At 67.8% G+C, this 21788-nt stretch carries 20 protein-coding genes; 13 read left to right on the forward strand and 7 right to left on the reverse strand.

What is annotated here, in order from left to right; all coding sequences use genetic code 11:
- Positions 1-20: 20 nt before the first annotated feature.
- The 5 genes from queA (at position 21) to secF (ending at position 5517) form a co-directional block, all read left to right on the forward strand.
- On the forward strand, positions 21-1064 hold the full coding sequence (queA, locus tag LYSHEL_RS10450) for a tRNA preQ1(34) S-adenosylmethionine ribosyltransferase-isomerase QueA (protein ID WP_213433981.1): 1044 nt from the start codon (positions 21-23) through the stop codon (positions 1062-1064).
- Entirely contained in the window at positions 1061-2167 is a 1107-nt protein-coding gene (gene tgt, locus LYSHEL_RS10455; RefSeq protein ID WP_213433982.1) for a tRNA guanosine(34) transglycosylase Tgt, read from the forward strand. The genes queA and tgt overlap by 4 nt, the downstream gene beginning before the upstream one ends.
- Before the next feature lie 78 nt (positions 2168-2245).
- The gene (gene yajC / locus LYSHEL_RS10460; protein WP_213433983.1) at positions 2246-2590 is read left to right on the forward strand and encodes a preprotein translocase subunit YajC; all 345 of its coding nucleotides are present in this window, start codon (positions 2246-2248) and stop codon (positions 2588-2590) included.
- Positions 2591-2672: 82 nt separating this feature from the next.
- Complete coding sequence (secD, locus tag LYSHEL_RS10465; protein ID WP_213433984.1) at positions 2673-4538, forward strand: protein translocase subunit SecD; 1866 nt, start codon at positions 2673-2675, stop codon at positions 4536-4538.
- Positions 4539-4554: 16 nt separating this feature from the next.
- Positions 4555-5517: a protein translocase subunit SecF gene (gene secF / locus LYSHEL_RS10470; protein ID WP_213433985.1), complete on the forward strand. Its 963-nt coding sequence runs from the start codon at positions 4555-4557 to the stop codon at positions 5515-5517.
- A gap of 118 nt (positions 5518-5635) precedes the next feature.
- Here the strand turns inward: secF and LYSHEL_RS10475 are convergent, their stop codons facing one another.
- Entirely contained in the window at positions 5636-6451 is an 816-nt protein-coding gene (locus LYSHEL_RS10475) for an inositol monophosphatase family protein (protein ID WP_213433986.1), read from the reverse strand.
- 52 nt (positions 6452-6503) lie between these two features.
- On the opposite strand from LYSHEL_RS10475, the gene LYSHEL_RS10480 reads away from it, so the two are divergent.
- The 3 genes from LYSHEL_RS10480 (at position 6504) to LYSHEL_RS10490 (ending at position 10469) form a co-directional block, all read left to right on the forward strand.
- Positions 6504-7307, forward strand: coding sequence for an RNA methyltransferase (locus LYSHEL_RS10480; RefSeq protein ID WP_213433987.1), 804 nt, complete (start codon positions 6504-6506; stop codon positions 7305-7307).
- A 91-nt stretch (positions 7308-7398) separates the two neighbouring features.
- Positions 7399-8331 carry a phosphate/phosphite/phosphonate ABC transporter substrate-binding protein gene (locus LYSHEL_RS10485; RefSeq protein WP_213433988.1) on the forward strand — a complete coding sequence of 311 codons (933 nt, stop codon included), beginning with the start codon at positions 7399-7401 and terminating at the stop codon, positions 8329-8331.
- A complete protein-coding gene (locus LYSHEL_RS10490) occupies positions 8328-10469 on the forward strand; it encodes a putative bifunctional diguanylate cyclase/phosphodiesterase (RefSeq protein WP_213433989.1) in 2142 nt (713 codons plus the stop codon). The genes LYSHEL_RS10485 and LYSHEL_RS10490 overlap by 4 nt, the downstream gene beginning before the upstream one ends.
- 258 nt (positions 10470-10727) lie before the next feature.
- Here LYSHEL_RS10490 and LYSHEL_RS10495 read toward each other — a convergent pair whose 3' ends face one another.
- Together LYSHEL_RS10495 and LYSHEL_RS10500 are read right to left on the reverse strand one after the other, a co-directional pair.
- Positions 10728-11375 carry an exopolysaccharide biosynthesis protein gene (locus tag LYSHEL_RS10495; RefSeq protein WP_213433990.1) on the reverse strand — a complete coding sequence of 216 codons (648 nt, stop codon included), beginning with the start codon at positions 11373-11375 and terminating at the stop codon, positions 10728-10730.
- Positions 11368-12672, reverse strand: a complete 1305-nt coding sequence (locus tag LYSHEL_RS10500; protein ID WP_213433991.1) for a hemolysin family protein — start codon at positions 12670-12672, stop codon at positions 11368-11370. Before LYSHEL_RS10500 ends, LYSHEL_RS10495 begins: the two co-directional genes overlap by 8 nt.
- A gap of 257 nt (positions 12673-12929) precedes the next feature.
- Here LYSHEL_RS10500 and LYSHEL_RS10505 point away from each other — a divergent pair, with 257 nt between their 5' ends.
- Both LYSHEL_RS10505 and LYSHEL_RS10510 read left to right on the forward strand, forming a co-directional pair.
- Positions 12930-13556 carry a DUF47 domain-containing protein gene (locus LYSHEL_RS10505; RefSeq protein WP_213433992.1) on the forward strand — a complete coding sequence of 209 codons (627 nt, stop codon included), beginning with the start codon at positions 12930-12932 and terminating at the stop codon, positions 13554-13556.
- 14 nt (positions 13557-13570) lie between these two features.
- A complete protein-coding gene (locus LYSHEL_RS10510; RefSeq protein WP_213433993.1) occupies positions 13571-14692 on the forward strand; it encodes an inorganic phosphate transporter in 1122 nt (373 codons plus the stop codon).
- 12 nt (positions 14693-14704) lie between these two features.
- Here the strand turns inward: LYSHEL_RS10510 and LYSHEL_RS10515 are convergent, their stop codons facing one another.
- Entirely contained in the window at positions 14705-15115 is a 411-nt protein-coding gene (locus LYSHEL_RS10515; protein ID WP_213433994.1) for a hypothetical protein, read from the reverse strand.
- A gap of 48 nt (positions 15116-15163) precedes the next feature.
- Here LYSHEL_RS10515 and LYSHEL_RS10520 point away from each other — a divergent pair, with 48 nt between their 5' ends.
- Positions 15164-15508, forward strand: a complete 345-nt coding sequence (locus LYSHEL_RS10520; protein ID WP_213433995.1) for an MGMT family protein — start codon at positions 15164-15166, stop codon at positions 15506-15508.
- Here the strand turns inward: LYSHEL_RS10520 and LYSHEL_RS10525 are convergent.
- The gene (locus tag LYSHEL_RS10525) at positions 15505-16125 is read right to left on the reverse strand and encodes a 2OG-Fe(II) oxygenase (RefSeq protein WP_213433996.1); all 621 of its coding nucleotides are present in this window, start codon (positions 16123-16125) and stop codon (positions 15505-15507) included. The genes LYSHEL_RS10520 and LYSHEL_RS10525 overlap by 4 nt on opposite strands.
- Before the next feature lie 20 nt (positions 16126-16145).
- Between LYSHEL_RS10525 and LYSHEL_RS10530 the strand changes: the two genes are divergently transcribed.
- Positions 16146-16826 carry a rhomboid family intramembrane serine protease gene (locus tag LYSHEL_RS10530; protein ID WP_213433997.1) on the forward strand — a complete coding sequence of 227 codons (681 nt, stop codon included), beginning with the start codon at positions 16146-16148 and terminating at the stop codon, positions 16824-16826.
- Positions 16827-16838: 12 nt separating this feature from the next.
- Complete coding sequence (locus LYSHEL_RS10535) at positions 16839-17489, forward strand: rhomboid family intramembrane serine protease (RefSeq protein ID WP_213433998.1); 651 nt, start codon at positions 16839-16841, stop codon at positions 17487-17489.
- 15 nt (positions 17490-17504) lie between these two features.
- Here the strand turns inward: LYSHEL_RS10535 and LYSHEL_RS10540 are convergent, their stop codons facing one another.
- A complete protein-coding gene (locus tag LYSHEL_RS10540; RefSeq protein ID WP_213433999.1) occupies positions 17505-19535 on the reverse strand; it encodes a M13 family metallopeptidase in 2031 nt (676 codons plus the stop codon).
- A gap of 162 nt (positions 19536-19697) precedes the next feature.
- Positions 19698-21782, reverse strand: a complete 2085-nt coding sequence (locus tag LYSHEL_RS10545) for a M13 family metallopeptidase (RefSeq protein WP_213437780.1) — start codon at positions 21780-21782, stop codon at positions 19698-19700.
- Between the last annotated feature and the right edge of the window lie 6 nt (positions 21783-21788).

Below are 21788 nucleotides of genomic sequence, written 5' to 3' on the forward strand. Positions count from 1 at the left end.
GGGCCCCCGCGGCCACCCCCTTGAAGCGCTCCGATTTCCACTACGACCTGCCGCCCGAGCTGATCGCGCAGGCACCGCTGCCCGAACGCTCCGCCAGCCGCTTGCTGGTCGTCCCGCCGCTGCCGGCCCCGTTGCAGGACCGCGGCGTGCGCGACCTGCCGGACCTGCTGCGTGAAGGCGACCTGCTGGTCTTCAACGACACGCGGGTGATCCCCGCGCGCCTGCATGGGCAGAAGTCGAGCGGCGGTCGCGTCGAGATCCTCATCGAACGCCTGCTGCCCGATGCCGAAGCGCGCGTGCAGCTCAAGGCCAGCAAGTCGCCGCGGCCCGGTGCGCGCATCGCGCTCGATGCCGGCGGCGAAGTGGAAGTCCTGGGCCGCGAAGGCGAGTTCTACCGGCTGCGCTTCCATGTCCCCGGTTCGCTCGAGGAATGGCTGCAGCACGCGGGACGCCTGCCGTTGCCGCCCTACATCCAGCGCACGGCCGACGCCGACGACGATGCGCGCTACCAGACCGTGTTCGCGCGCGAGACCGGCGCGGTCGCCGCGCCCACCGCGGGCCTGCATTTCGACGAAGCGCTGCTCGATGCCTTGCGCGCGCGCGGGATCGACTTCGGCCACGTCACGCTGCACGTCGGCGCCGGCACGTTCCAGCCCGTGCGCGTGGACGAGTTGTCCGAACACAAGATGCACAGCGAGTGGTTGAACGTGGGTGCGCACCTCGTCGAACAGGTGCGCGCGACGCGGGCGCGCGGCGGTCGCGTGATCGCGGTCGGCACCACCGTCGTGCGCGCGCTCGAATCCGCGCTGCGCGATGGCGAACTGCAACCCTTCGCCGGCGAAACCTCGATCTTCATCCTGCCGGGCTACCGCATCCGTTCCGTGGATGCGCTGCTCACCAACTTCCATTTGCCGGAGAGCACCTTGCTCATGCTGGTGTCCGCGTTCGCAGGCCGCGAACGCATCCGCGCGGCCTACGCGCACGCGATCGCCGAACGCTATCGGTTCTTCTCCTACGGCGACGCGATGCTGCTGTGGCCGTCGATGGACGAGGTGCGCGCGTGAGCCGCATGCAGTTTCAATTCCTCGGCCAGGATGGCGCCGCGCGCCGCGGCCGCCTGCATTTCCCGCGCGGCACGGTGGAAACGCCGGCGTTCATGCCGGTGGGCACGTATGGCTCGGTGAAAGGCGTGCTGCCCGACCAGGTGCGCGCGCTGGGCGCGGAGATCATCCTCGGCAACACGTTCCACCTCTACCTGCGCCCGGGCCTGGAGATCATCGAAGCGCACGGTGGCCTGCATGGCTTCACCGGCTGGCGCGGGCCCATCCTCACCGACTCCGGCGGCTTCCAGGTCTTCTCGCTCGCGCATCGCCGCAAGATCACCGAGCAGGGCGTCACCTTCGCCGCGCCGACCGATGGCTCCACCGTGTTCCTCGGTCCCGAGGAAAGCATGCGGATCCAGAAGGTGCTCGACTCGGACATCGTGATGATCTTCGACGAATGCACGCCGTATCCGGCCACGGAAGACGTGGCGCGCAAGTCGATGGAACTGAGCCTGCGCTGGGCCGAACGCAGCAAGCGCGCGCACGAAGGCAACGACGCGGCGCTGTTCGGGATCGTGCAGGGCGGGGTGCACCACGCGTTGCGCGACCAGTCCGCCGCGGGCCTGCGCGCGCTCGGCTTCGACGGCTACGCCATCGGCGGCCTGGCGGTCGGCGAGCCCGAGGCCGAACGCAACGCGATGCTCGACCACACCTGCCCGCAGTTGCCCGACGACCGCCCGCGGTACCTGATGGGCGTGGGCCGGCCGGAAGACCTGGTCGAGGCGGTCGCCCGCGGCGTGGACATGTTCGATTGCGTGATGCCCACCCGCAACGCGCGCAACGGCCATTACTTCACCGCCACCGGCACCGTCCGCATCCGCAACGCCAAGTACGAGAAGGACCTGCGCCCGATCGAGGAGGGCTGCGGCTGCGTGGCCTGCGCCGGCGGCTATACGCGCGCCTACCTGCGCCACCTGGACCGCTGCAACGAGATGCTGGCGCCGATGCTCGGCACGCTGCACAACCTCTGGTACTACGAAAAACTCATGGCCGACATGCGCGCTGCCATCGAGGCGGGAACCTTCCAGGCGTTCCGCGAGTCCTTCCACGCCGCCCGCACCTGAACCCGGGCCCCGGCCCCGGCCGGGCCGCCCCCGCGTGGCATAATCCCCCGCCTTTTCACGCCCAACCGGATGCACCGCATGGACCTGCTCGACCTGCTGATCCCCTCCGCCCATGCCCAGTCGGCCGCGCCCGCCGCCACCGGCACCAGCATGCTGTCCACGCTGGCCCTGCCGATCATCTTCATCGCGGTGATGTACTTCCTCATGATCCGCCCGCAGATGAAGCGGCAGAAGGACCATCGCGCGATGCTCGACAAGCTGCAGCGCGGCGACGAGGTGATCACCAGCGGCGGCATCGCCGGCACCGTCACCGAGATGGGCGACAACTTCGTTTCCGTGGAAGTGGCCAACGGCGTGCAGCTGCGCGTGCAGCGCGGCGCCATCGCCAACGTCCTGCCCAAGGGCACGCTCAAGTCCGCGTAAGCACCGGACACGTTCCAAAGACCGACACGTAGTCAACAACTTGCTGTAGTCGGCGGCCGCCTCGGCCGCCGCGGGGAATTCGATGCTCACCTTTCCGCGCTGGAAATATTTCGCCATCCTGCTGGTGCTGATCCTCAGCACCCTGTACGCGTTGCCCAACGCGTACCCGCTGGACCCGTCCGTGCAGGTCACCGCGGCGCGCGCCGGGGGCGTGGCGATCGACAAGGCGCTGCGCGACCGCGTGGCGGCCGAGCTGACGAAGGCCCACATCACCGCCGATTCGGTGGCGATCGAGAGCAAGGACAACCTGCTGGTGCGCCTGCCGGACCCGAACGTGCAGACGCGCGCGGCCGACATGCTGCGCCCGCTGCTGGGCGGCGACTACGTCGTCGCGCTGAGCCTGGCGCCCACCGCGCCGAAGTGGCTCGACTGGTTCGGCGCCAAGCCCATGCCGCGCGGCCTCGACCTGCAGGGCGGCGTGCACTTCGCGATGGAAGTGGACCAGAAGGCGGCGATCGACAAGCGCATGGATGCCTTCCAGGAAGACATCCGCGCCACGTTCCGCGAAAAGCGCATCCTCTATTCGTCGGTGAGCCGCACCGGCCCGGCGACCATCGGCATCACGCTCAAGGAAGGCGCCGACAACGACAAGGCGCAGAACGAATTGCGCCGCATGTTCCCGACCTACCAGGTGGGCGGCGAAGCCACGCGCCTGGCGATCACCGTGCCCGACGCCGGCCTGCGCCAGCTCGCCACCGAGGCGATCGAGCAGAACCTCACCACGCTGCGCAACCGCGTCAACAACCTGGGCGTCGCCGAGCCGGTGATCCAGCGCCAGGGCACCGACCGCGTCGTGATCCAGCTGCCCGGCCTGCAGGACACCGCCGAAGCCAAGCGCCAGATCGGCGCGACCGCCACGCTGGAATTCCGCGCCGTCGTCGGCGACGAAGCGCAGGCCGCCGCCGCGCTGGCCGACAACCGCGTCCCGCCGGACGCGCGCATCTACTACGACCAGTTCCACCGTCCGCTGCTGCTCTCCAAGCGCCTGCTCGTGTCCGGCGACCAGCTGGTCAACGCGGTGCCCGGCATCGACGCGCAGCGCGGCGTGCCCAACGTCAGCATCACGCTCGACAGCACGGGTGGCCAGCGCATGCTGGACCACACGATCGACAACGTCGGCAACCGCCTCGGCATCGTGTACGTCGAGCGCATCCCGGAGACGAAGATCGTCGACGGCAAGGAAGTGCATTCCTCGCGCATCGACGAGCGCGTGATCAGCTCTTCGACGATCCAGGGCGTGTTCGGCAAGGACTTCCAGACCACCGGCCTGTCGCGCGAAGAAGCGCAGAGCCTGGCCAAGCAGCTGAAGGCCGGTGCGCTCGCCGCGCCCATGAGCTTCGTCGAAGAACGCGTCGTCGGCCCGAGCCTCGGCGCCGAGAACGTCAAGCGCGGCACCACCGCGGTGCTGTACTCGTTCCTCTTCGCGCTGGGCTTCTTCCTGCTGTACTACCGCATGTTCGGCCTGATCACCTGCCTCTCGCTGCTGCTCAACCTGCTGATGGTGATCGCGGTGATGTCGTTGCCCTTCATCGGCGCGACGATGAGCCTGCCGGGCTTCGCAGGTTTGGCATTGACCGTCGGCATGTCGGTCGACGCGAACGTGCTGATCAACGAACGTATCCGAGAGGAGTTGCGGGCGGGCATGCCACCACAGGCCGCCATCGCCACCGGTTACGACCGCGCCTCCGGCACGATCTTCGACTCCAACATGACGGCGCTGCTCGCCGGCCTGGCGCTGCTGCTGTTCGGCACCGGCCCGCTGAAGGGCTTCGCGCTGACCATGATCATCGGCATCCTGACCTCGGTGTTCACGGCCGTGACGGTGTCGCGCGCCATGGCGACGCTGGTGTACGGCGGCCGCCGCAAGCCCAAGTCCATCGCGATCTGACGGGAAGAACCAGAACATGAAGATTTTCCCGCTGACGCTGTTGCCGAACGACGCCAACATCAATTTCATGCGGCTGCGCTGGGCGTCCATCACCCTCGCGGCGCTGCTGATGTTCGGTGCGATCGGCGCCATGGCCTTCAAGGGCTTCAACTACGCCCTCGACTTCACCGGCGGTGCGCTGGTGGAAGTGCGCACCGACCAGCCGGTCGACATCGACGACATCCGCAAGGACCTGGGCAAGCAGGGCTACGACAGCGCGCAGGTGCAGACCTACGGCTCCGGCAACGAACTGCTGGTCCGCCTGCAGCCGCGCGAAGGCGAGTCGAGCACGCAGGCCACCACGCACGCCAAGGAAGCGGTGACGCGCGCGCTGACCACCGCGGGGGCGACCAACCCGCACATCCTGCGCAGCGAATTCGTCGGCCCGCAGATCGGCCGCGAGCTGGCCCGAAACGGTGCGTACGCGCTCGCGTTCGTCGTGATCGGCTTCCTGTTCTACATCGCGTTCCGCTTCCAGCGGAAGTTCGCACTGGCCGCGATCATCGCCACGCTGCACGACGTGGTCGTCGTGGCGGGCTGGTTCGCGATCACCGGGCACGAGTTCGACCTCACGGTGCTCGCCGGCGTGCTGTCGGTGATGGGCTACTCGATCAACGACACGATCGTGGTGTTCGACCGCGTGCGCGAGAACTTCCGCGGCATGCGCGCCTCGCCGTACGAAGTGCTGAACAAGTCGGTCAACCAGACGCTCTCGCGTACGGTGATCACCTCGTTCGTCGCCTTCCTCACGGTGCTCGCGCTGTACATCTACGGCGGCGGTTCGCTGCGCGGCATGGCCGAGTCGCAGATCATCGGCATCATCGTCGGCACGCTGTCGTCGATCTTCGTCGCGTGCCCGCTGCTGCTGTGGTTCGGCGTGACGAAGCAGGACCTGTTGCCGAAGGCGCAGGACGAGGCGGCGTTGGCGCGTCGCCCGTAACAGCGGGACCGGGGACCCGGGACCGGGGACCAGGGAAAGCAAAAAGCCGCGCATTTGCGCGGCTTTTTGTTGGGCTGTTGCGTTTGGTCCCTGGTCCCTGGTCCCCGGTCCCCGTCTTTCAAAAGGCTTTCGCGTATCCCGAATTGACGATGCCCTTCTGCAGCGACTCGCTCAGCTTCAAGCCACCGGCCACGATCTGGCGACCCAGCACGCCGCGATGATCCATCGGTCCCGTGCCCGCGCCGCGGAAATCGGTGACGCGGCCACCGGCTTCGCGCACCAGCAACACGCCGGCGGCGATGTCCCACGGCTTCACGCCGGCTTCGAAGTACCCATCGGCGCGGCCGCAAGCGACGTACGCCAGGTCCAGCGCGGCCGAACCCGTGCGGCGGATGTCTTCGGCGTCCTTCAGCAGTTCGCCGATGCACGCCAGGTGTGGGGCGAGGCGTTCGCGTTCGCGCGGCGGGAAGCCGGTGATCAGCATCGCGCCGGTGAGGTCCTTGCGCTCGGACACGCGGATCTTCTTGTCGTTGAGCACCGCGCCGCTGCCGCGGCTGGCGGTGAACAGCTCGTTGCGCAGCGGATCGAAGATCACGCCGTGCTGCGGTTCGCCGTTTTCCACCAGCGCGATCGACACGCACCAGTGCGGGATGCCGTGCAGGTAATTACTGGTGCCATCGAGCGGATCGATGACGAAGGTCTGGCGGCCCTTGCCGCTGCTGCCGGTCTCCTCGCCGAGGATCGCGCAGTCGGGCATCGCGCGCTTGAGCTCGCGGATGATCTCGGCCTCGGCCAGGCCATCGACCTCGCTCGCGTAGTCCATGCGGTCCTTTTCGACCACGTTGAGCGCATCGAGCTTGTTGAGGTGGCGGAGCAGGACATTGCCTGCCGCGCGGGCGGCCTTGACCATGACGGTGACTGCGGGTTTCTGCATGGCGAAGGGGGAAGGGCCGGCGGCGAGGGGCGCGGAGTTTAACATTCGCGCCATGAGCGAACCGGCCCCGAGCATCACCCCCACGCCCGACCTGCGCATCGTGCTCGTCGGCACCCAGCATCCCGGCAACATCGGCGCCGCCGCGCGCGCGATGAAAACGATGGGATTGCACCACCTGGTGCTGGTCGCCCCCGAAAAGGCGCCCAACCACGACACCGAGGCCATGGCCGCGGGCGCCGACGACCTCGTCGCGGCCGCTCCCGTCCACGCCACGCTGGCCGAGGCCGTCGCCGATTGCGCGCTGGTCCTGGGCTGCACGGCGCGCAGCCGGCGGGTCCAGCTGGAACAGCTCGATCCGCGCGAAGCGGCCGCGCGGGCCCTCGGGTTCGCCGCGAACGGCCCGGTCGCCCTGGTCTTCGGCCGCGAACGCACGGGCCTGGACAACAACGAACTCCAGCTGTGCCACGCCGCGGTCCACATCCCGTCGGATCCCGCATTCAGTTCACTCAACCTGGCCGCGGCGGTGCAGGTCATGAGCTACGAGGTCCGCATGGGCCTGCTCGGCGCGCCGGCCCCGCGGGCCGCGGTGGCCGAATCGGCCCCCGTCCGCGAACAGCTCGCCCCGCACGCCGAACTCGAAGGCTTCTTCGCCCAACTGGCCGAAGCCCTGGATGCCATCGACTTCCACAAGGGGCGCACGCCCGATTCGGCCATGCGCAAGTTGCGCCGCCTGTACCTGCGGGCCGCGCTGGACAGCGCCGAGGTGCGGCTGCTGCGCGGCATCCTTGCCGACACCCAGCGCATGGCGATGCTCGCGGGGCGGGGGCAGGGGACCGGCAAACCGGGTGACGCGTAAGCGTTTCACTCGCAGTTACAGGGAATCTGCGCTTCTTTGGTAGCGGCAATTCGGCTAGGCTTGCCGCTGGGGTCTCGCAGGACTACACGCTTTGGTTGCGCTCCGTCGCTGTCTCGCCGCGTTGCTGGTCATTTTCGCCGCGGCAGGCTCCCCATCCCCGACCCGTGCCGCGACCGCAGACGATGCGCACGTGCTCGTGCTCGGCCGCATCAGCGACGACCCCAAGGCGCACTACGAGCAGCTGAAGCCCTTGCTGGATTACGTCGTGCCGCGCATGGCCAACGTCGGCATCCGCGAAGGGCGGATCCTGATGGCGCACGACGTGCAACAAATGAATTCCTACCTGCGCCGCGGCCGCGTCGACTGGGTCACCGAGACCGCCGGCACCGGCATGCTGCTGCAGCAGGGCTCGGGCGCCAAGCCGCTGCTGATCACCGAACGCGACGGCGTGAGCCAGTACACGACGGTGTTCTTCGCGCGCCGCGACAGCGGCATCCGCTCGATCGACGACCTGCGCGGCCGCAGCGTCGCATTCCAGAATCCGTATTCCACCAGCGCCTATTACGTGCCCGCGGCGGACGTGCTCGATCGCGGCCTGCCGCTGGAAATCCTTCTGTCGCCGATGGACCGGCCCGCGCCCGATGGCGTCGGTTACCTCTTCGCGCGCACCGAACTCAACATCGCCACCTGGGTGCACAAGCGCCTGGTCGACGTCGGCGTGATGAGCAACCTGGACTGGCAGAACCCGCAGCGCGTGCCGCTCGCGTTCCGCGCGGACCTGGTGATCGTGCATGAAACGCCGTCCTATCCCCGCGCGCTGGAGATGGTGCGCGGCGGCATGGATCCGAAGGTGGAAGCGCGCCTGCGCGAAGTGCTGGTCGAGGCCTCGAAGGACCCCGACGCCCGCGAAGCGCTGCTGCAGTTCTTCAAGACCACGCGCTTCCTGCCGATCGACGCCAACAGCGAACACGCGCTGGAACGCATCGGCAGCGGCGTCAAGCGCATCCGCGCGGAGGTCGAATGAGCGTGCGGTTCGGCCTGCAGGCGAAGTTCCTCGCCGGCATGGCCATCGTGTTCGTCGGCGTGCTCGCGCTGATCGGCCTGATGTGGCAGCGGCAGACCTCGATGCAGGAAGAGGTGTCGAGCCTCGGCCGCGAATCCATGCGCGAGCTGGTGTCCGACCGCCTCAAGCGCCGCGGCGAAAGCGCGGTGGCGCAGCTTGCCGATTCGCTGACCAACCCGATGTACTACTCGGACCTGGACGCGATCGGCAACATCGCGCGCGCCGCGATGCGCCAGCCGGACGTGGCGTACGTGATCGTGTTCGATCCGCAGGGCCGCATCGTGCACGACGGTTCCGGCGACATCCCCGCGTACGGCCAGCCGATGAACGACCCCTTCGCGTTCGAAGTGGTGTCCGCGCGCTCGCCGCACACGCAGAGTTCCGATCGCATCGTCGACATCGCCAGCCCGATCATGATCGGCGACCAGCGCCTGGGCGGCGTGCGCGTGGGCTATTCGCTCGCGGCGATGCGCAGCGACGAAGACCGCGCGACGCAGGCGATGCGCACGCGGCTGGACGAGATCGCGCGCCGGCACCTCGGCTGGATCGCCTTGCTCGGTGCGGCGTTGCTCGCGCTCGGCGCGATCGTGGTCGGCCTGGTGCAGCGCACGCTGGTGCGCCCGATCCGGCAGCTGGCCGACGTCGCGCACGAAATCGAAAGCGGCAACTTCGAAGCCGACGCGCCGGTGACCACGCGCGGCGATGAAGTCGGCGACCTCGTGCGCGCGTTCGGCCGCATGAGCAGCAGCGTGGCGCGCCACGACCGCGACATCCGCCGCATGGCCTACAGCGATGCGCTGACGGGCCTGGCCAATCGCCTCGCATTCCGCGAAAGCCTGGACCGCCGCCTGCTGCAGTTGCGCGGCGCGGGCCGGCAGCTCGCGCTGCTGTTCGCCGACATCGACGACTTCAAGCGCGTCAACGACACGCTGGGCCACGACGCGGGCGACGAAGTACTGGTGCAGTTCGCCAACCGCATCCGCGAAACCGTCGAACGCATGGGCGGCGAAGGCGCGATGCTCGCGCGCTTCGGCGGCGACGAGTTCGTGATCCTGATCGAGAGCGTGCTCTCGCCCACCGGCAACCACGGCGACGTGCGCACCGCGGCGAGCCGCCTGGCCGAAGCGCTGGTCGCCGAATTGAGCCGGCCGATCGTGGTGCACGACCGCCAGGTGTTCCTCGGCACGTCCATCGGCATCACGTTGTTCCCGGAAGACGCGTCGGGTTCGACGATGCTGATGAAGAACGGCGACATCGCGATGTACCAGGCGAAGGTCGCCGGCAAGAATTGCCACCGCTTCTACTCGCGCGCGATGGACCAGGCGGTCGAACGCCGCGTGCGCATGGAGCAGGATTTGCGCGGTGCGTGGGAACGCGGCGAGCTGAGCCTGGCGTACCAGCCCGTCTACAGCCTCGCCGACGGCCAGTTGCGCGGCGCCGAAGCGCTGCTGCGCTGGCAGCATCCCGAACATGGTGCGATCGCGCCGTCGGTGTTCATCGACGTGGCGGAGCAGAGCGGCCTGATCGAAGTCATCGGGCCGCAGGTGTTGCGCCTGGCGTGCGAAGACACGATGCGCTGGCAGCAGGCGCATCCGTCGGCGGACCAGATGTTCGTGTCGGTGAATGTGTCGCCGCGCCAGTTGCGCAGCGGGGATTTGCCGCGGCAGGTGGCGACGACGTTGCGCGATACGGGGCTGGAAGCCGCGCGCCTGCATCTCGAACTCACCGAGACTGCGGTCATCGGCGACGAGATCCACGCGAGCGGGTTGCTGGCGCGACTGCGCGCGTCGGGCGTGAAGATCTGGCTCGACGATTTCGGCACGGGGTTCTCGGGGCTGAGCCATCTGCGCCGGGTGCCGGTGGATGGGGTGAAGATCGATCGCAGCTTCATCGCGGATGTGTTGCGCGATCCGGACGATCTGGCGCTGACGACGGCCATCATTGCGATGGCGCATTCGCTCGGCATCACGGTGGTGGCGGAGGGCGTGGAGAAGGAGGGGCAGTACGCGATCCTGCGCGAGCGCGGGTGCGATCTGGCGCAGGGGTATTGGCTGGGGCATCCGGTGAGTGCTTCGGATTTCTCTTTGTTGCTGGCCTGACTTCAAAAGCGGGAACCCAGGGTTGCTGCAGAAGCCCGCTTGAAGTGAAGACCGCGTCGCCCGAACCCGCGGCGTGGTAAGAATTTCTCGCCGACGTGGCGGCGAAAATTCTCACCCCACCACGGGCTGGGGCATCACCTTGCGAGCCTTTTCGATCAAGGGGCCGACCTTGATTCGAGGTCGCTGGCGTGCGTGGTGACGCACGCGCAACCCAATCACTTCTTTCGCGACGAGCAAGAGCGCAGGCGCGGATTCCTGTCAGATCAGGTAGTCGATCCACTTGGTGGCCTGTGCCACGAGGGCGCCGGACAGCACGCCGAAGACGACGACTGCGATCGCGCCTGCGATCCACGCGGCCAGCATCAGTGCGCCGTCGCGTTCCAGCAGCGCGAGTGCGTATGCGAGCAGCAGGACGCCGAACAGGTAGTTCGTGAGCGGGATCGGCAGGGAGAGGAGGATGCCGAGAAGCACGAGCAACACGCCTGTCACTGCGGAGGCGATGCGCAGGTCGAGGATCTGCGGCATGCGGGGTTTGATCAGGTGTTCGAGTTTCGCCAGCCAAGGGGACATCTTGGCGTCGAACTTCTGCAATGCATGACGATGCGGGCCGCGCTTGGCGAGGAATTCCGGGAGCCAGGGCTTGCGCATGCCGATGCACAACTGCAGGCCGATCAGGATGGTCAGCGGGCCGCTGATCGCGCCGCCGATCGGGATCGGGATGAAGGCGGGCAGCACGCACGCGAACAGGAGCATGCCGAAGGCGCGGCGGCCGAGGCCCGACAGGAGATCGCGCAGGCTCAGCAGGTCGTTCGGGTCGCCGACCGCCAGGTCGTCGAGGATCGCGCGGATGCCGCGTTCGCGGACGTGCGCTTCGTCGTCGCCTTGCGTGTCGTGGGGATCAACCATCGTGGCCCACGTCCTGGATCCGCTGCAGCAGCAGCTTGTCGACGCGCGGGCCGTCGAGGTCGATCACTTCGATGCGCCAGCCTTCCCACTCGAAGTGTTCGCCGACGTTCGGGATGCGGCCGTAGTGCGCGATCGCCATGCCCGCGGCGGTGTGGTAGTCCAGCGAGTCGAGGTCGGGCAGCGGGCCGCCGCCGAGCAATTCGCGCAGGTCATCGACGGGCAACGCGCCGTCGACGAGCAGCGAGCCGTCCTCGCGCGCGATCACCATCGGTTCGCCATCCTCGGCGGCTTCGCCGGATTGCAGGCGGCCGATGATCGCGCCCATCAGGTCGGTCACGGTGACCATGCCCTGGATCTCGCCGTATTCGTCCACGACCAGCGCGATGGATTGCTGTTCTTCGCGGAAGATCTCCAGCAGCTTCAACGCGTGCGTGGATTCGGAGACGAACAGTGCGGGGCGGATGTCGCGGAACAGTTCCGGCGCGGGGTTGCCGAGTTCGTCGAGCAGCGTCTTCACTTCCAGCACGCCGATCACGTCCGAATCGTTGCCGCGATACACCGGATAGCGCGAGTAGGGCGTCTCGCGCATCGTCTGCAGGTTGGTTTCGCGGTCGGCGGCGGCGTCCAGCCAGTCGATGCGCATGCGCGGCGTCATCAGGCTGGCCGCGGTGCGGTCGCCCAGGCGCAGCACGCGATTCATCATGTTGCGTTCGTCCACGTCGATCACGCCTTGCTCGTGGCCTTCGCTCACCAGCATGCGGATCTCGTCTTCGGTGACGCCCGATTCGTTCGGCGCGCCCAGGCCCACGATGCGCATGCACAGGCGCGTGGCCGCCGACAGCGCCAGCACGAACGGCTTGGCGATGGTCGCGAAGAAATCCATCGGGTAGGCCACCACCGAAGCGATCTGCTCCGGTCGCAACGTGCCGATGCGCTTGGGCACCAGTTCGCCCAGCAGCCCGAACACGAACAGCATCACCAGGAAGCCGGTGACGAAGCCGATGTTGTCGGCGTAGGGCGCGAGCAACGGGATCTTCGCCAGCGGGACGGCGATCTTCTCGCCCATCGATTCGCCGCCGAAGTAGCCGAGCGCCAGGGTCAGCAAGCTGATCCATAGCTGCACCGCGGACAGGAAGCTCTCGGGATGCTCGGCCAGCAACAACGCCTTGGCCGCGCCGCGGCTGGTCACCGCCATGTGCTTCAGGCGCGACTTGCGGGACGTGAGCACGGCCATCTCCGACATCGCGAAGAAGCCGTTGAACAGGACGAGGACGAGGACGATCAGCAGGGCAAGCACGCGGGCGGTTCCATCCGGGGGGCGCCCGTGGGGGTCGGCGAGGCCGTGGGGCGATCGGCGGCGGCGGGTCTGGGTTCGTCCATGGGCGTGCGCAGGAGCGCGGGGCGGATCATAGCAGCCGGTCCCGTGACGTCCCGATGGCGTCCGGATGGCGTCCGGATGGCGCCCCCGGGGCGGCGACTGTCATAACCCTGTCATATGACGGACTGTCATAATGCGCGCCGCCCAGCCACCCCGCGACCGACGAGGCCTCCCGCATGTTCTCCCTGCAGACGATCTTCGGCCAGGGCAAGCAGTTCTACTCGCTGCTCAACGACGCGGCCGTCGCCGCGCACGACAGCACCCTTGCGCTCCACGAGATGCTCAAGTCCCCCGAGCGCACCCCGGGCCTGGAAGCCTTCAAGCTGGCCCGCCAGCGCGAGCGCGAGGCCTCGGACAAGATCAGCCAGGCGCTGGTCGACAGCTTCATCACCCCGATCGAGCGAGAGGACATCGAGTCGCTGGCCTCGGCGCTGTACAAGATCCCCAAGCAGGTCGAGCGCTTCGCCGACCGCTACGCGCTCGCCCGCCACCGGCTGGCCGGCATCGACTTCGCGCCGCGCGCGGCGATGCTGGAGCAGGCCGCCGGCGTGGTGGTGCAGATGGTCAAGGAACTCCCGCACCTGCGCCTTGAGCCCATGAAGGAACTCAACGATCGCCTGCGCGTGCTGGAAGCCGAAGCCGATCGCCTGATCCTCGAGCTGCACCGCGAAATCTATTCCGGCCGCCTGGACGCGAGCGAGATGTTCCTGCTCAAGGAATTCTTCGAGATCCTGGAGAAGGCGATCGACCGCTGCCGCGAAGCCGGCGTGGTCGCCTATTCGATCGCGCTCAAGAACAGCTGACGAAGGCCGCCCCGATGCTGACCCTCGTGCTGCTGGTGGTGCTGTTCGCGCTCGTGTTCGAGTTCATCAACGGCTTCCACGACACCGCCAACTCGATCGCGACCGTGGTTGCGACGAAGGTGCTGTCGCCGGGGCAGGCGGTGATCCTGGCCGCGGCGATGAACCTCCTCGGCGCGTTCTGGGGCACGGCGGTCGCCAAGACGATCTCGTCGGGGCTGGTGGATACCGACGTCGTGCACGTGTCCTCGCAGGTGCTGATCTGCGCGCTGCTCGGCGCGATCGCCTGGAACCTGATCACCTGGTGGCGCGGCCTGCCGTCCTCGTCGTCGCACGCGCTGATCGGCGGCCTGTGCGGCGCGGCATTGTCGGCGGCGCACAACAACTGGGGCGCGCTGATCTGGTCCAAGCTCGGCGACGGCGACTGGTCCACCAACAAGGGCCTGCTCTGGAAAGTGTTCCTGCCGATGGTGACCTCGCCGTTCTTCGGCTTCATCCTCGGCGCGCTGATCCTGGCCATCCTCTACGCGATCATCGCCGGCATGTTCGCCGCCGGCGGTCCGCTGCGCCGCGCCTCGCGCCCGCGCTGGGTCAACGCGTTCTTCGGCAAGGCGCAGCTCGCGTCCGCCGCGTACATGGGCTTCGCGCACGGCAGCAACGATGCGCAGAAGACGATGGGCATCATCGCGCTCGCGATCTTCGGCGCGCAGGCCACCGGCGTGCTCGACACGCTGCCGGGCTGGCTGCACTTCCTGCATCCCGATGGCGGCGAGAAGGACATCGACACCTGGATCGTCGCCACGTGCGCGCTCGTCATGGCGGCCGGCACGGCGGCGGGCGGCTGGCGCATCATCAAGACGCTGGGCCACAAGATGGTGAAGCTGCATCCCATCGACGGCTTCGCGGCGGAAACGGCGAGCGCCACCATCCTGCTCACGGCCGCGCACTTCGGCATGCCGGTGTCGACGACGCATTCGATCTCGACGTCGATCATGGGCGTGGGCTTCGCCAAGAACCCGCGCGCGCTGAAGATCACGGTGATCGAGCGCATCGTGTGGGCGTGGATCCTGACGATCCCCGCGGCGGGCGGCCTGGCTTACGTGTTGTTCCGCATCGTGGAGATGCTGGGCTGGAGCTGACGCGGCGCTGCGTTACAGCAGGTCGCCGCCCGCGGACAACGCACGTTCCATCTCGTCGCCCATGCCGCCGATCTCCAGGATCAGGCGGTCCACTTCCGACGGCGACACGCAGTCGTAGGGGCGGTTCTCGCACAGTTGCAGGTAGGGCACGCCGTCGAGTTCGCCGATGGCGAGATACCCGACGCGGCTTTCCCAGTTGAACGCGAGCGCGCGGCGCGCATCCAGGCCCGTCGTCGGCGCCACCGCGGTGCTGACTCGCAGGTAGTCGCGGCCGTCGTCGTCCTGCATTTCCGACAGGAAGATCGCCTGGTGGCGCGTGCCCTGTTCCAGCGACAACTCCACGCACATCACGTACGGCTCCGTCATCAGGATGCGGTAATCGCCACCGGCGATGTGCGTGCGGATCTGTTCGAAGTTCTGCATTGGGGGATGTTCCGGACAGCGTAGGCCGGCGGCTATGCTAGCCCCGCCATGGCCGACCTGTCTCCCGTTGATCGCATCCTTGCCGCCATCCGGGCCATTCCGCGCGGGGAAGTGGCCGGTTACGGGCACGTCGCGCGCCGCGCCGGACTGCCGGGTCGCGCGCGCATGGTCGCGCGCGTGCTGCGCGACAACACGGACCCCAAACTGCCGTGGCACCGCGTGCTGCGCTCGGATGGGCACATCGCGTTCCCACCGGATTCGGAAGGCTTCGCCGAGCAGACGCAGCGATTGCGCGCCGAAGGCGTGGACGTGCGCGATGGCCGCGTGCGCATCAGCGATTCGGTGAAGGACCTCGACGGCGACCTCGACGCGGCGCTCTGGCGCCCGCGTTAGTTGCGGGCAGGCCTGCGGCGCAGCCACGCGGCGATGCTGTAGCGCGCGTGCGTGGACGGCAGCACTTCGTGCTCGAGTTCGCTGAGGAAGCACACGCTGCCGCTGGTGGGCGCCACGTCGACGTCGCCGGCGTCGAGCGCGAGGCGCAACGCACCGCCATCGTCGAGGCCCCATCCGGGGTTGAGGTAGGTGACGAGCGAGACCACGCGCGCGTCGTCGTCGCGGAAGCGATCGCGATGCCGCGTGTAACGCGCGCCGGCCGGATAGGCGGCGTAGTGCGCTTCCACGTGGTCCAGGCCCTGGAACAGGCGCCGGTTCAGCGCGACGCACAACGCGCCGAGCGCGCCGAGATAATCGGCCGCGGCCAGGCCCGCGCGCGGATCGTCGAGCCAGAGCGTCGCATCGCCGCGCGTGGCCGCATGGTGGGCCAGCCCGGTGCCGCGGCCGACCGAGGCGGGCACGAACGGGAGATCTTCACGCAGGCGCAGCAGGTCGGTGCGCAGGGCGGCGCTGGCGGCGTCGCCGGGGAAGCCTTGCAACCGACAGGCACCGTGCGTCCGCAATGCATCGGCGAGGGCATCGGGATCGCGGACGTCGACATCGGGCAGCAGGGACATGTCGCTATCATAGGCCCCGCATGGTCCCCCGCCTGATTGCCAGCATCCCGCGCGCCGTGAAGGCGCTGCTGATCGCGAACGCCCTCGTGTTCGTGCTGCAGCTGTTCGCCAACGCGGCGTTGATGAACGTGTTCGCGTTGTGGCCGCTGCCGTTCGGCGTCGGCGGCCGTGTCGACTATCCGCCGTTCATGCCGTGGCAGCTGGTGAGCTACGCCTTCCTGCACGGCGACTTCGGGCACCTGTTCTTCAACATGCTCGCGGTGCTGATGTTCGGCGCGCAGCTGGAATACGAGTGGCGCGAGAAGCGCTTCATCACCTACTGGATGCTCTGCATCATCGGCGCGGGCGTGTGCCAGCTGCTGATGCAGACGTTCGTGTCGCCGGGCGCGGCGATCGGTGCATCGGGCGGCGTGTATGGCCTCATCCTCGCCTTCGCGGTGAAGTACCCGCACCAGCGCGTGATGATGTTCCCGCTGCCGATCCAGATGAGCGCGCGCACGATGGCGATCGGTTACGCCGTCGCCGCGCTGCTGTACGGCGTGTTCGGTTCGCAGGAAGGCGTGGCGCACTTCGCGCACCTGGGCGGCATGCTCACGGGCTGGATCGTGCTGCGCTACTGGCGGCAGGAGCCGCCGTTCGGGAAGTGGCGCCGGAAGAAAGTGGTGCCGAAGAAGAAATCGCACCTGCGCGTCGTGCACTGAGCAAGGATCGGCATGGCCTCGCGGTTTCCGCCCGTCACCAAACTCCTGCTGATCGCCAACATCGCGATCTACGCGCTGGAGTGGTTCCTGCGCGATTCGCCGATCCTGGATTCGCTTGCGCTGTGGCCGATCGGCGCGGAGCAACTCGGCGCGCCGCCGTTCATGCCGTGGCAGCTGGTGACGTATGCGTTCCTGCACGATCCGTCGAGTCCGACGCACCTGTTGTTCAACATGTTCGCGCTGTGGATGTTCGGCGCGCCGCTGGAAGAAACGTGGGGCAGCCGGCGCCATGCGGCGTACTACGCGATCTGCATCGTCGGGGCAGGCGTGCTGCAACTGGTCGTGGGCTGGTGGCAGCTGCAGCACGGCGCGCAGATCGGGCCGGCGATCGGTGCCTCGGGCGGCGTGTTCGGCCTGTTGCTGGCCTACGGGATGCTGTTCCCGAACAACCGCGTGATGTTGATCATTCCGCCGATCCCGATGAAGGCGCGCACGTTCGTCGTGCTGTACGGCCTCGGCGAGTTGTTCCTCGGCGTGTCGGGCTTCCAGCCCGGCGTCGCGCACTTCGCGCACCTGGGCGGCATGTTGTTCGGGTGGCTGACGATCCGCTACTGGCGCGGCCAACCGCCGTTCGGCAGACCGAAGCCGCGCATCAACGGGTGATGCGCGGCGGGTGCATCACGGCCAGATCCGCACCGGATCCTTCGACACCATCGCGCTGCCGGCCTTGCATGCATACGCTTCGCCGAAGGCGGGCAGGTTCATCAGCGGACCGTTGACGCGCCACTGGCCCGGGGCGTGCACCGTGGTGGCGGCGCGCGCCGTCGCGGCCTGCAGGCTTTCGCTCTGCGCCCAGAGGCTGGCCCAGCCTTCGAAGAAGGATTTCTGCGTGGCCGCATCGGCGGCGCTGTTGGCGTTGCGCCACGCATCCCACGCGAGTTCGAGGCCCGACAAATCGCCGAGGTTCGCATCGCGCGTCTGCGTGCCGTTGACCTTCATGCCCTTGATCGCCGGTTCGTCGAACGCGCCGTACTGCGCGACCACGCGCTGGCCGAGTGCATTCCACGCATCGTTCTCGGCGGGCGTCCACCAGTCGCGGATCTTGCCGGAGGCATCGATCAGGCGGCCCTTGTTGTCGACCGCGTGCCCGAGTTCCATGCCGACGAGCGCACCGAACGCGCCGTACTGCGACGGGCTCGGATCGTTGGCGTCGAACACCGGGTCCTGCAGCATCGCGGCGGTGACGATCAATCGGTTCTGCGCGATGTCGTAGGCGAGCGTTGGCTGCTGCGGCAACACATCCCAGCGACGATCCGCGTTGCCGCGGCCGATGCGCTTCATTTCCTCGCGATGGCGCCAGGTGGAGGCGATCAGCATGTTGCCGCCGAAGCTGCCACGGCCCATCGGTTGCACGGTGTAGTCGAGGTCGCGATGCGGCGTGCCGATCTCGATCGACAGCTTGGCGAGCTTGGCCTTCGCTTCGGTCTTCGCCGACGCGCCCATCCACGGGCTGCGATCCACGGCGCGGCCAAGCGCATCGCGCACTTCACCGGCGATCTTTTCCGCGGATTGCTTCGTCGCCGCCGGCATGTAGCGCGCCGCGTATTCCTTGCCGACCATCGGGCCGGCCGCGGTGTTCATCGCGTCGAGCACCTGGCGCCAGCGTTCCGGTGGCGTGGATTGCCCGCGCAGCACGCGGCCGCGGAAGTCGAATTCCGCATCGCGCCACGCCTTGCTGAGGTAAGGCGCCATCGCGTCGCCGACATGGAAGCGCAGGTACGCCTGCCATTGCGCCGGCGGCAACGTCGCGGCCATCGCATCGAGTTGCGCGAACAGCTGCGGGTTGGCGATCGACACCGTGTCGTCGTTGATGCCCTGCGCCTTCAGGAATTCCGCGAGCTGCAGGCGCTTGTAGGTCTTGCCGAGATCCTTGCTGGCCTGTGGCGCGTAGTTGGCGCCGTAATCGCGCAACGATACGAGCGGCTTGCTGGCCTGCGCGATGCGCGTTTCCAGGTCGATGACGAGCTTCGCATCCGCGGCCAGGCGCGCCTGCGGCGTGCCGGACAGCAACAGGATCTTCTGCACGTACGCGTCGTAGCGCGTCATCACCGCGCGCGTGTCGGCGTCGGTGCGCGTGTAGAACGCCGGATCGACGAGGCCGAGGCCGCCCTGGCTCAAATATCCGATGTGGCGGTTGAGGTCGCGCAGGTCGATGTCGGCGCCGAAGTTGAACGCGACCGGGATGCCCACCTGGTGCAGCGCGGCGATCGCCGGCGGGATGTCCTTCGCGCGCTTGATGCCGTCGATGCGCGAGAGCAGCGGTGCGACGGGATTGGCGCCGTCGCGTTCCACCGCGGCTTCGTCCAGGCCGCTGGCCCAGAAATCACCGAGCAACTTCTGCACGTTGCCCTGCGGCATGCGCATCGCGTTGTCCAGCAAATCGCGCTGCTGCTGCACGCTCTTCTCGACCAGTTCGCCCATGGCGGACGTCGCGCCCGTGGCGGGCGCGGGATGCGCCGTCAGCCACGCCGCATCGGCGACGCTGTAGAAATCGGAACAGACGGTGGCGGCGGGCGGGGCCTTCGGTTTCGCGGCGGCCTTTTTCTTCTTCGCGGCGAGCGCGTCGGAAGCGCCGGTGCCGGCGAGCAAGGCCACGACCAGGGCCATCGACAAGGGACGCAGGGAAAGGGTCTGAAGGCCTCGGGACATCGCGTACTTCCTGTCGGAAAAGTGTCGCGAGTGTAGCAAGGGGGGTGGGGCGGGCCGGATGAATGGCCGGGGCGGGGGTCACGGAATCGGAACACGGATGGTGGCCCCAAAAAGAAAGCCCGGATTTCTCCGGGCTTCCTCCTGCATCCAGATCGACGCGACTTACCAGATGACGATTTTCTTCCCGTCGCCGCGCACCATCGAATCGCCGGCCTTGCACGAGAACGCCGCGGCGAACTCCGGCATGTTCGACGGCGCCGCGATTGCGCGGAAGTTCGCCGGTGCGTGTTCGTCGGTCGCGATGCGCGACTTGAGCTCCTTGTCCGTGAAGCTGCGGCGCCACACGGTGCCGAAGTTCAGGAAGAAGCGCTGGTCGCGCGAGAGGCCGTCGGTCATCGGGTCCGGCGTGCCTTCGGTGGCCTTCTTCATCGCCGAATAGGCGACGTTGAGGCCGCCGAGGTCGGCGATGTTCTCGCCCAGCGTCAGGTTGCCGTTGACGTGCATGCCCGGGGCGGCTTCGTACGCGTTGAACTGGTCGACGATCATGCCGGTCAGGTTCTTGAAGCCCTTCGCGTCGGCGTCGGTCCACCAGTTCTCGAAGTTGCCCGTCGGCCCGAAGCGGCTGCCCTGGTCGTCGTAGCCGTGGATCATTTCGTGGCCGATCACCGCGCCGATGCCGCCGTAGTTGGTGGCGTCGTCGGCCTTGGCGTCGAAGAACGGCGGCTGCAGGATCGCGGCCGGGAAGACGATCTCGTTGCGCTGCGAGCTGTAGTACGCGTTGACCGTCTGCGGGCTCATGCCCCACTCGGTCTTGTCGACCGGCTTGCCGATCTTGCCCAGCTGCCACTTGTAGTTGAACTCGTTGGCGGCCAGCACGTTGCCGATGTAGCTGTCGCGCGAGGTCTCCAGGCCCGTCCAGTCGCGCCACTTGTCGGGGTAACCGATCTTCGGCGTGAACGCGGCCCACTTCTCCAGTGCCTTCTTCTTCGTCTCCGGGCTCATCCACGCCAGGTTCTCGATGCGGCCCTTGAGCGAGTCGCGCAGGTTCTGCACGAGCTTCTCCATGCGCGCCTTCGATTCGGCGGGGAAGGCCACCTTCACGTACATCTGGCCCAGCGCTTCGCCGGCCTGGCCGTTGAGGGTGCGCAGCACGCGCTTCCAGCGCGCCTTCATTTCCTTCTGGCCCTTGAGCTTGGCGTTGTAGAAGTCGAAGTTCTCCTGCACGAAGGCCTTCGACAGGTACGGCGAGGCCTCGTCGATCGTGTGGAAGCGCAGGTAGCTCTTCCACTGGTCGACCGGCGTGTCGGCCAGCATCTTGTCGACTTCCTTGTGGAACTCCGGCATCGCCAGCGAGAACATCTTCTGCGGCGCGACGCCCTGCGATTCGAAGAACTTCGTCCACGGGAAGTGCGGCGTCATCTTGTCGGCGTCGGCCATCGACACCGGGTTGTAGAAGATCGACACGTCGCGCTGCATCTGCTCGCTCGACTTGGAGACCTTCGCCAGGCGCGTCTCGAACGCCATCACGTCCTTCGCCTGCTTGGCGGCGGTGGTGGCGTCGGTGCCGGACAGCTCCAGCACCTTGGCGATGTGCGCTTCGTAATCGGCGCGCTCGCCCTTGTACTTGGGATCGAAGTAGTACTCGCGATCCGGCAGGCCCAGGCCGCCCTGCGTCGCGTAGGCGATGTTGTTCGCCGAATCCTTGAAGTCCGCGTCCGAGCCGAAGCCGAACACGTAGCCTTCGCCCTTCGCAGCCGACGTGCGCAGGTAATCGGCGACGGCATCGCCGTTGGCCAGCGCGTCGATCTCCGACAGGCGGCCGGCGAGCGGCTTGATGCCCTGGGCTTCGATCTTGGCTTCGTCCATGCCGGTCGACCAGATGTCGCCGACGATCTTCTCGACGCCGGTCGCCTTCGCATCGGCGGCGGCCTGTTCGGCCAGCTGCTGCTGCACGGCGGTGGAGCGCTCGTCGATCATCTCGAACGCGCCCCACGAGGTGCGGTCGCCCGGGATCGCGTTGGCGGCGAGCCACTTGCCGTTGACGTAACCGTTGAAGTCGGTGCACGCGTTCTTCGACGCGTCGATTTCGTTCTTGTTGAACGACACCAGCGCCGGCAGCTTGGATTCGTCGAGGGTCAGCGCGGGCGCGGCGGCGGCGGAAGCCGGGGCGGCAGGCGCATCGGTATTGGCGGCGCCTTCTTTCTTGCACGCCGCGAGCGCGGCGACGACGGACAGGGACAGCAGCAGGACGCG

It is taken from the genome of Lysobacter helvus (assembly GCF_018406645.1).
In the GTDB taxonomy this organism is placed as follows: Bacteria; Pseudomonadota; Gammaproteobacteria; order Xanthomonadales; family Xanthomonadaceae; genus Noviluteimonas; species Noviluteimonas caseinilytica.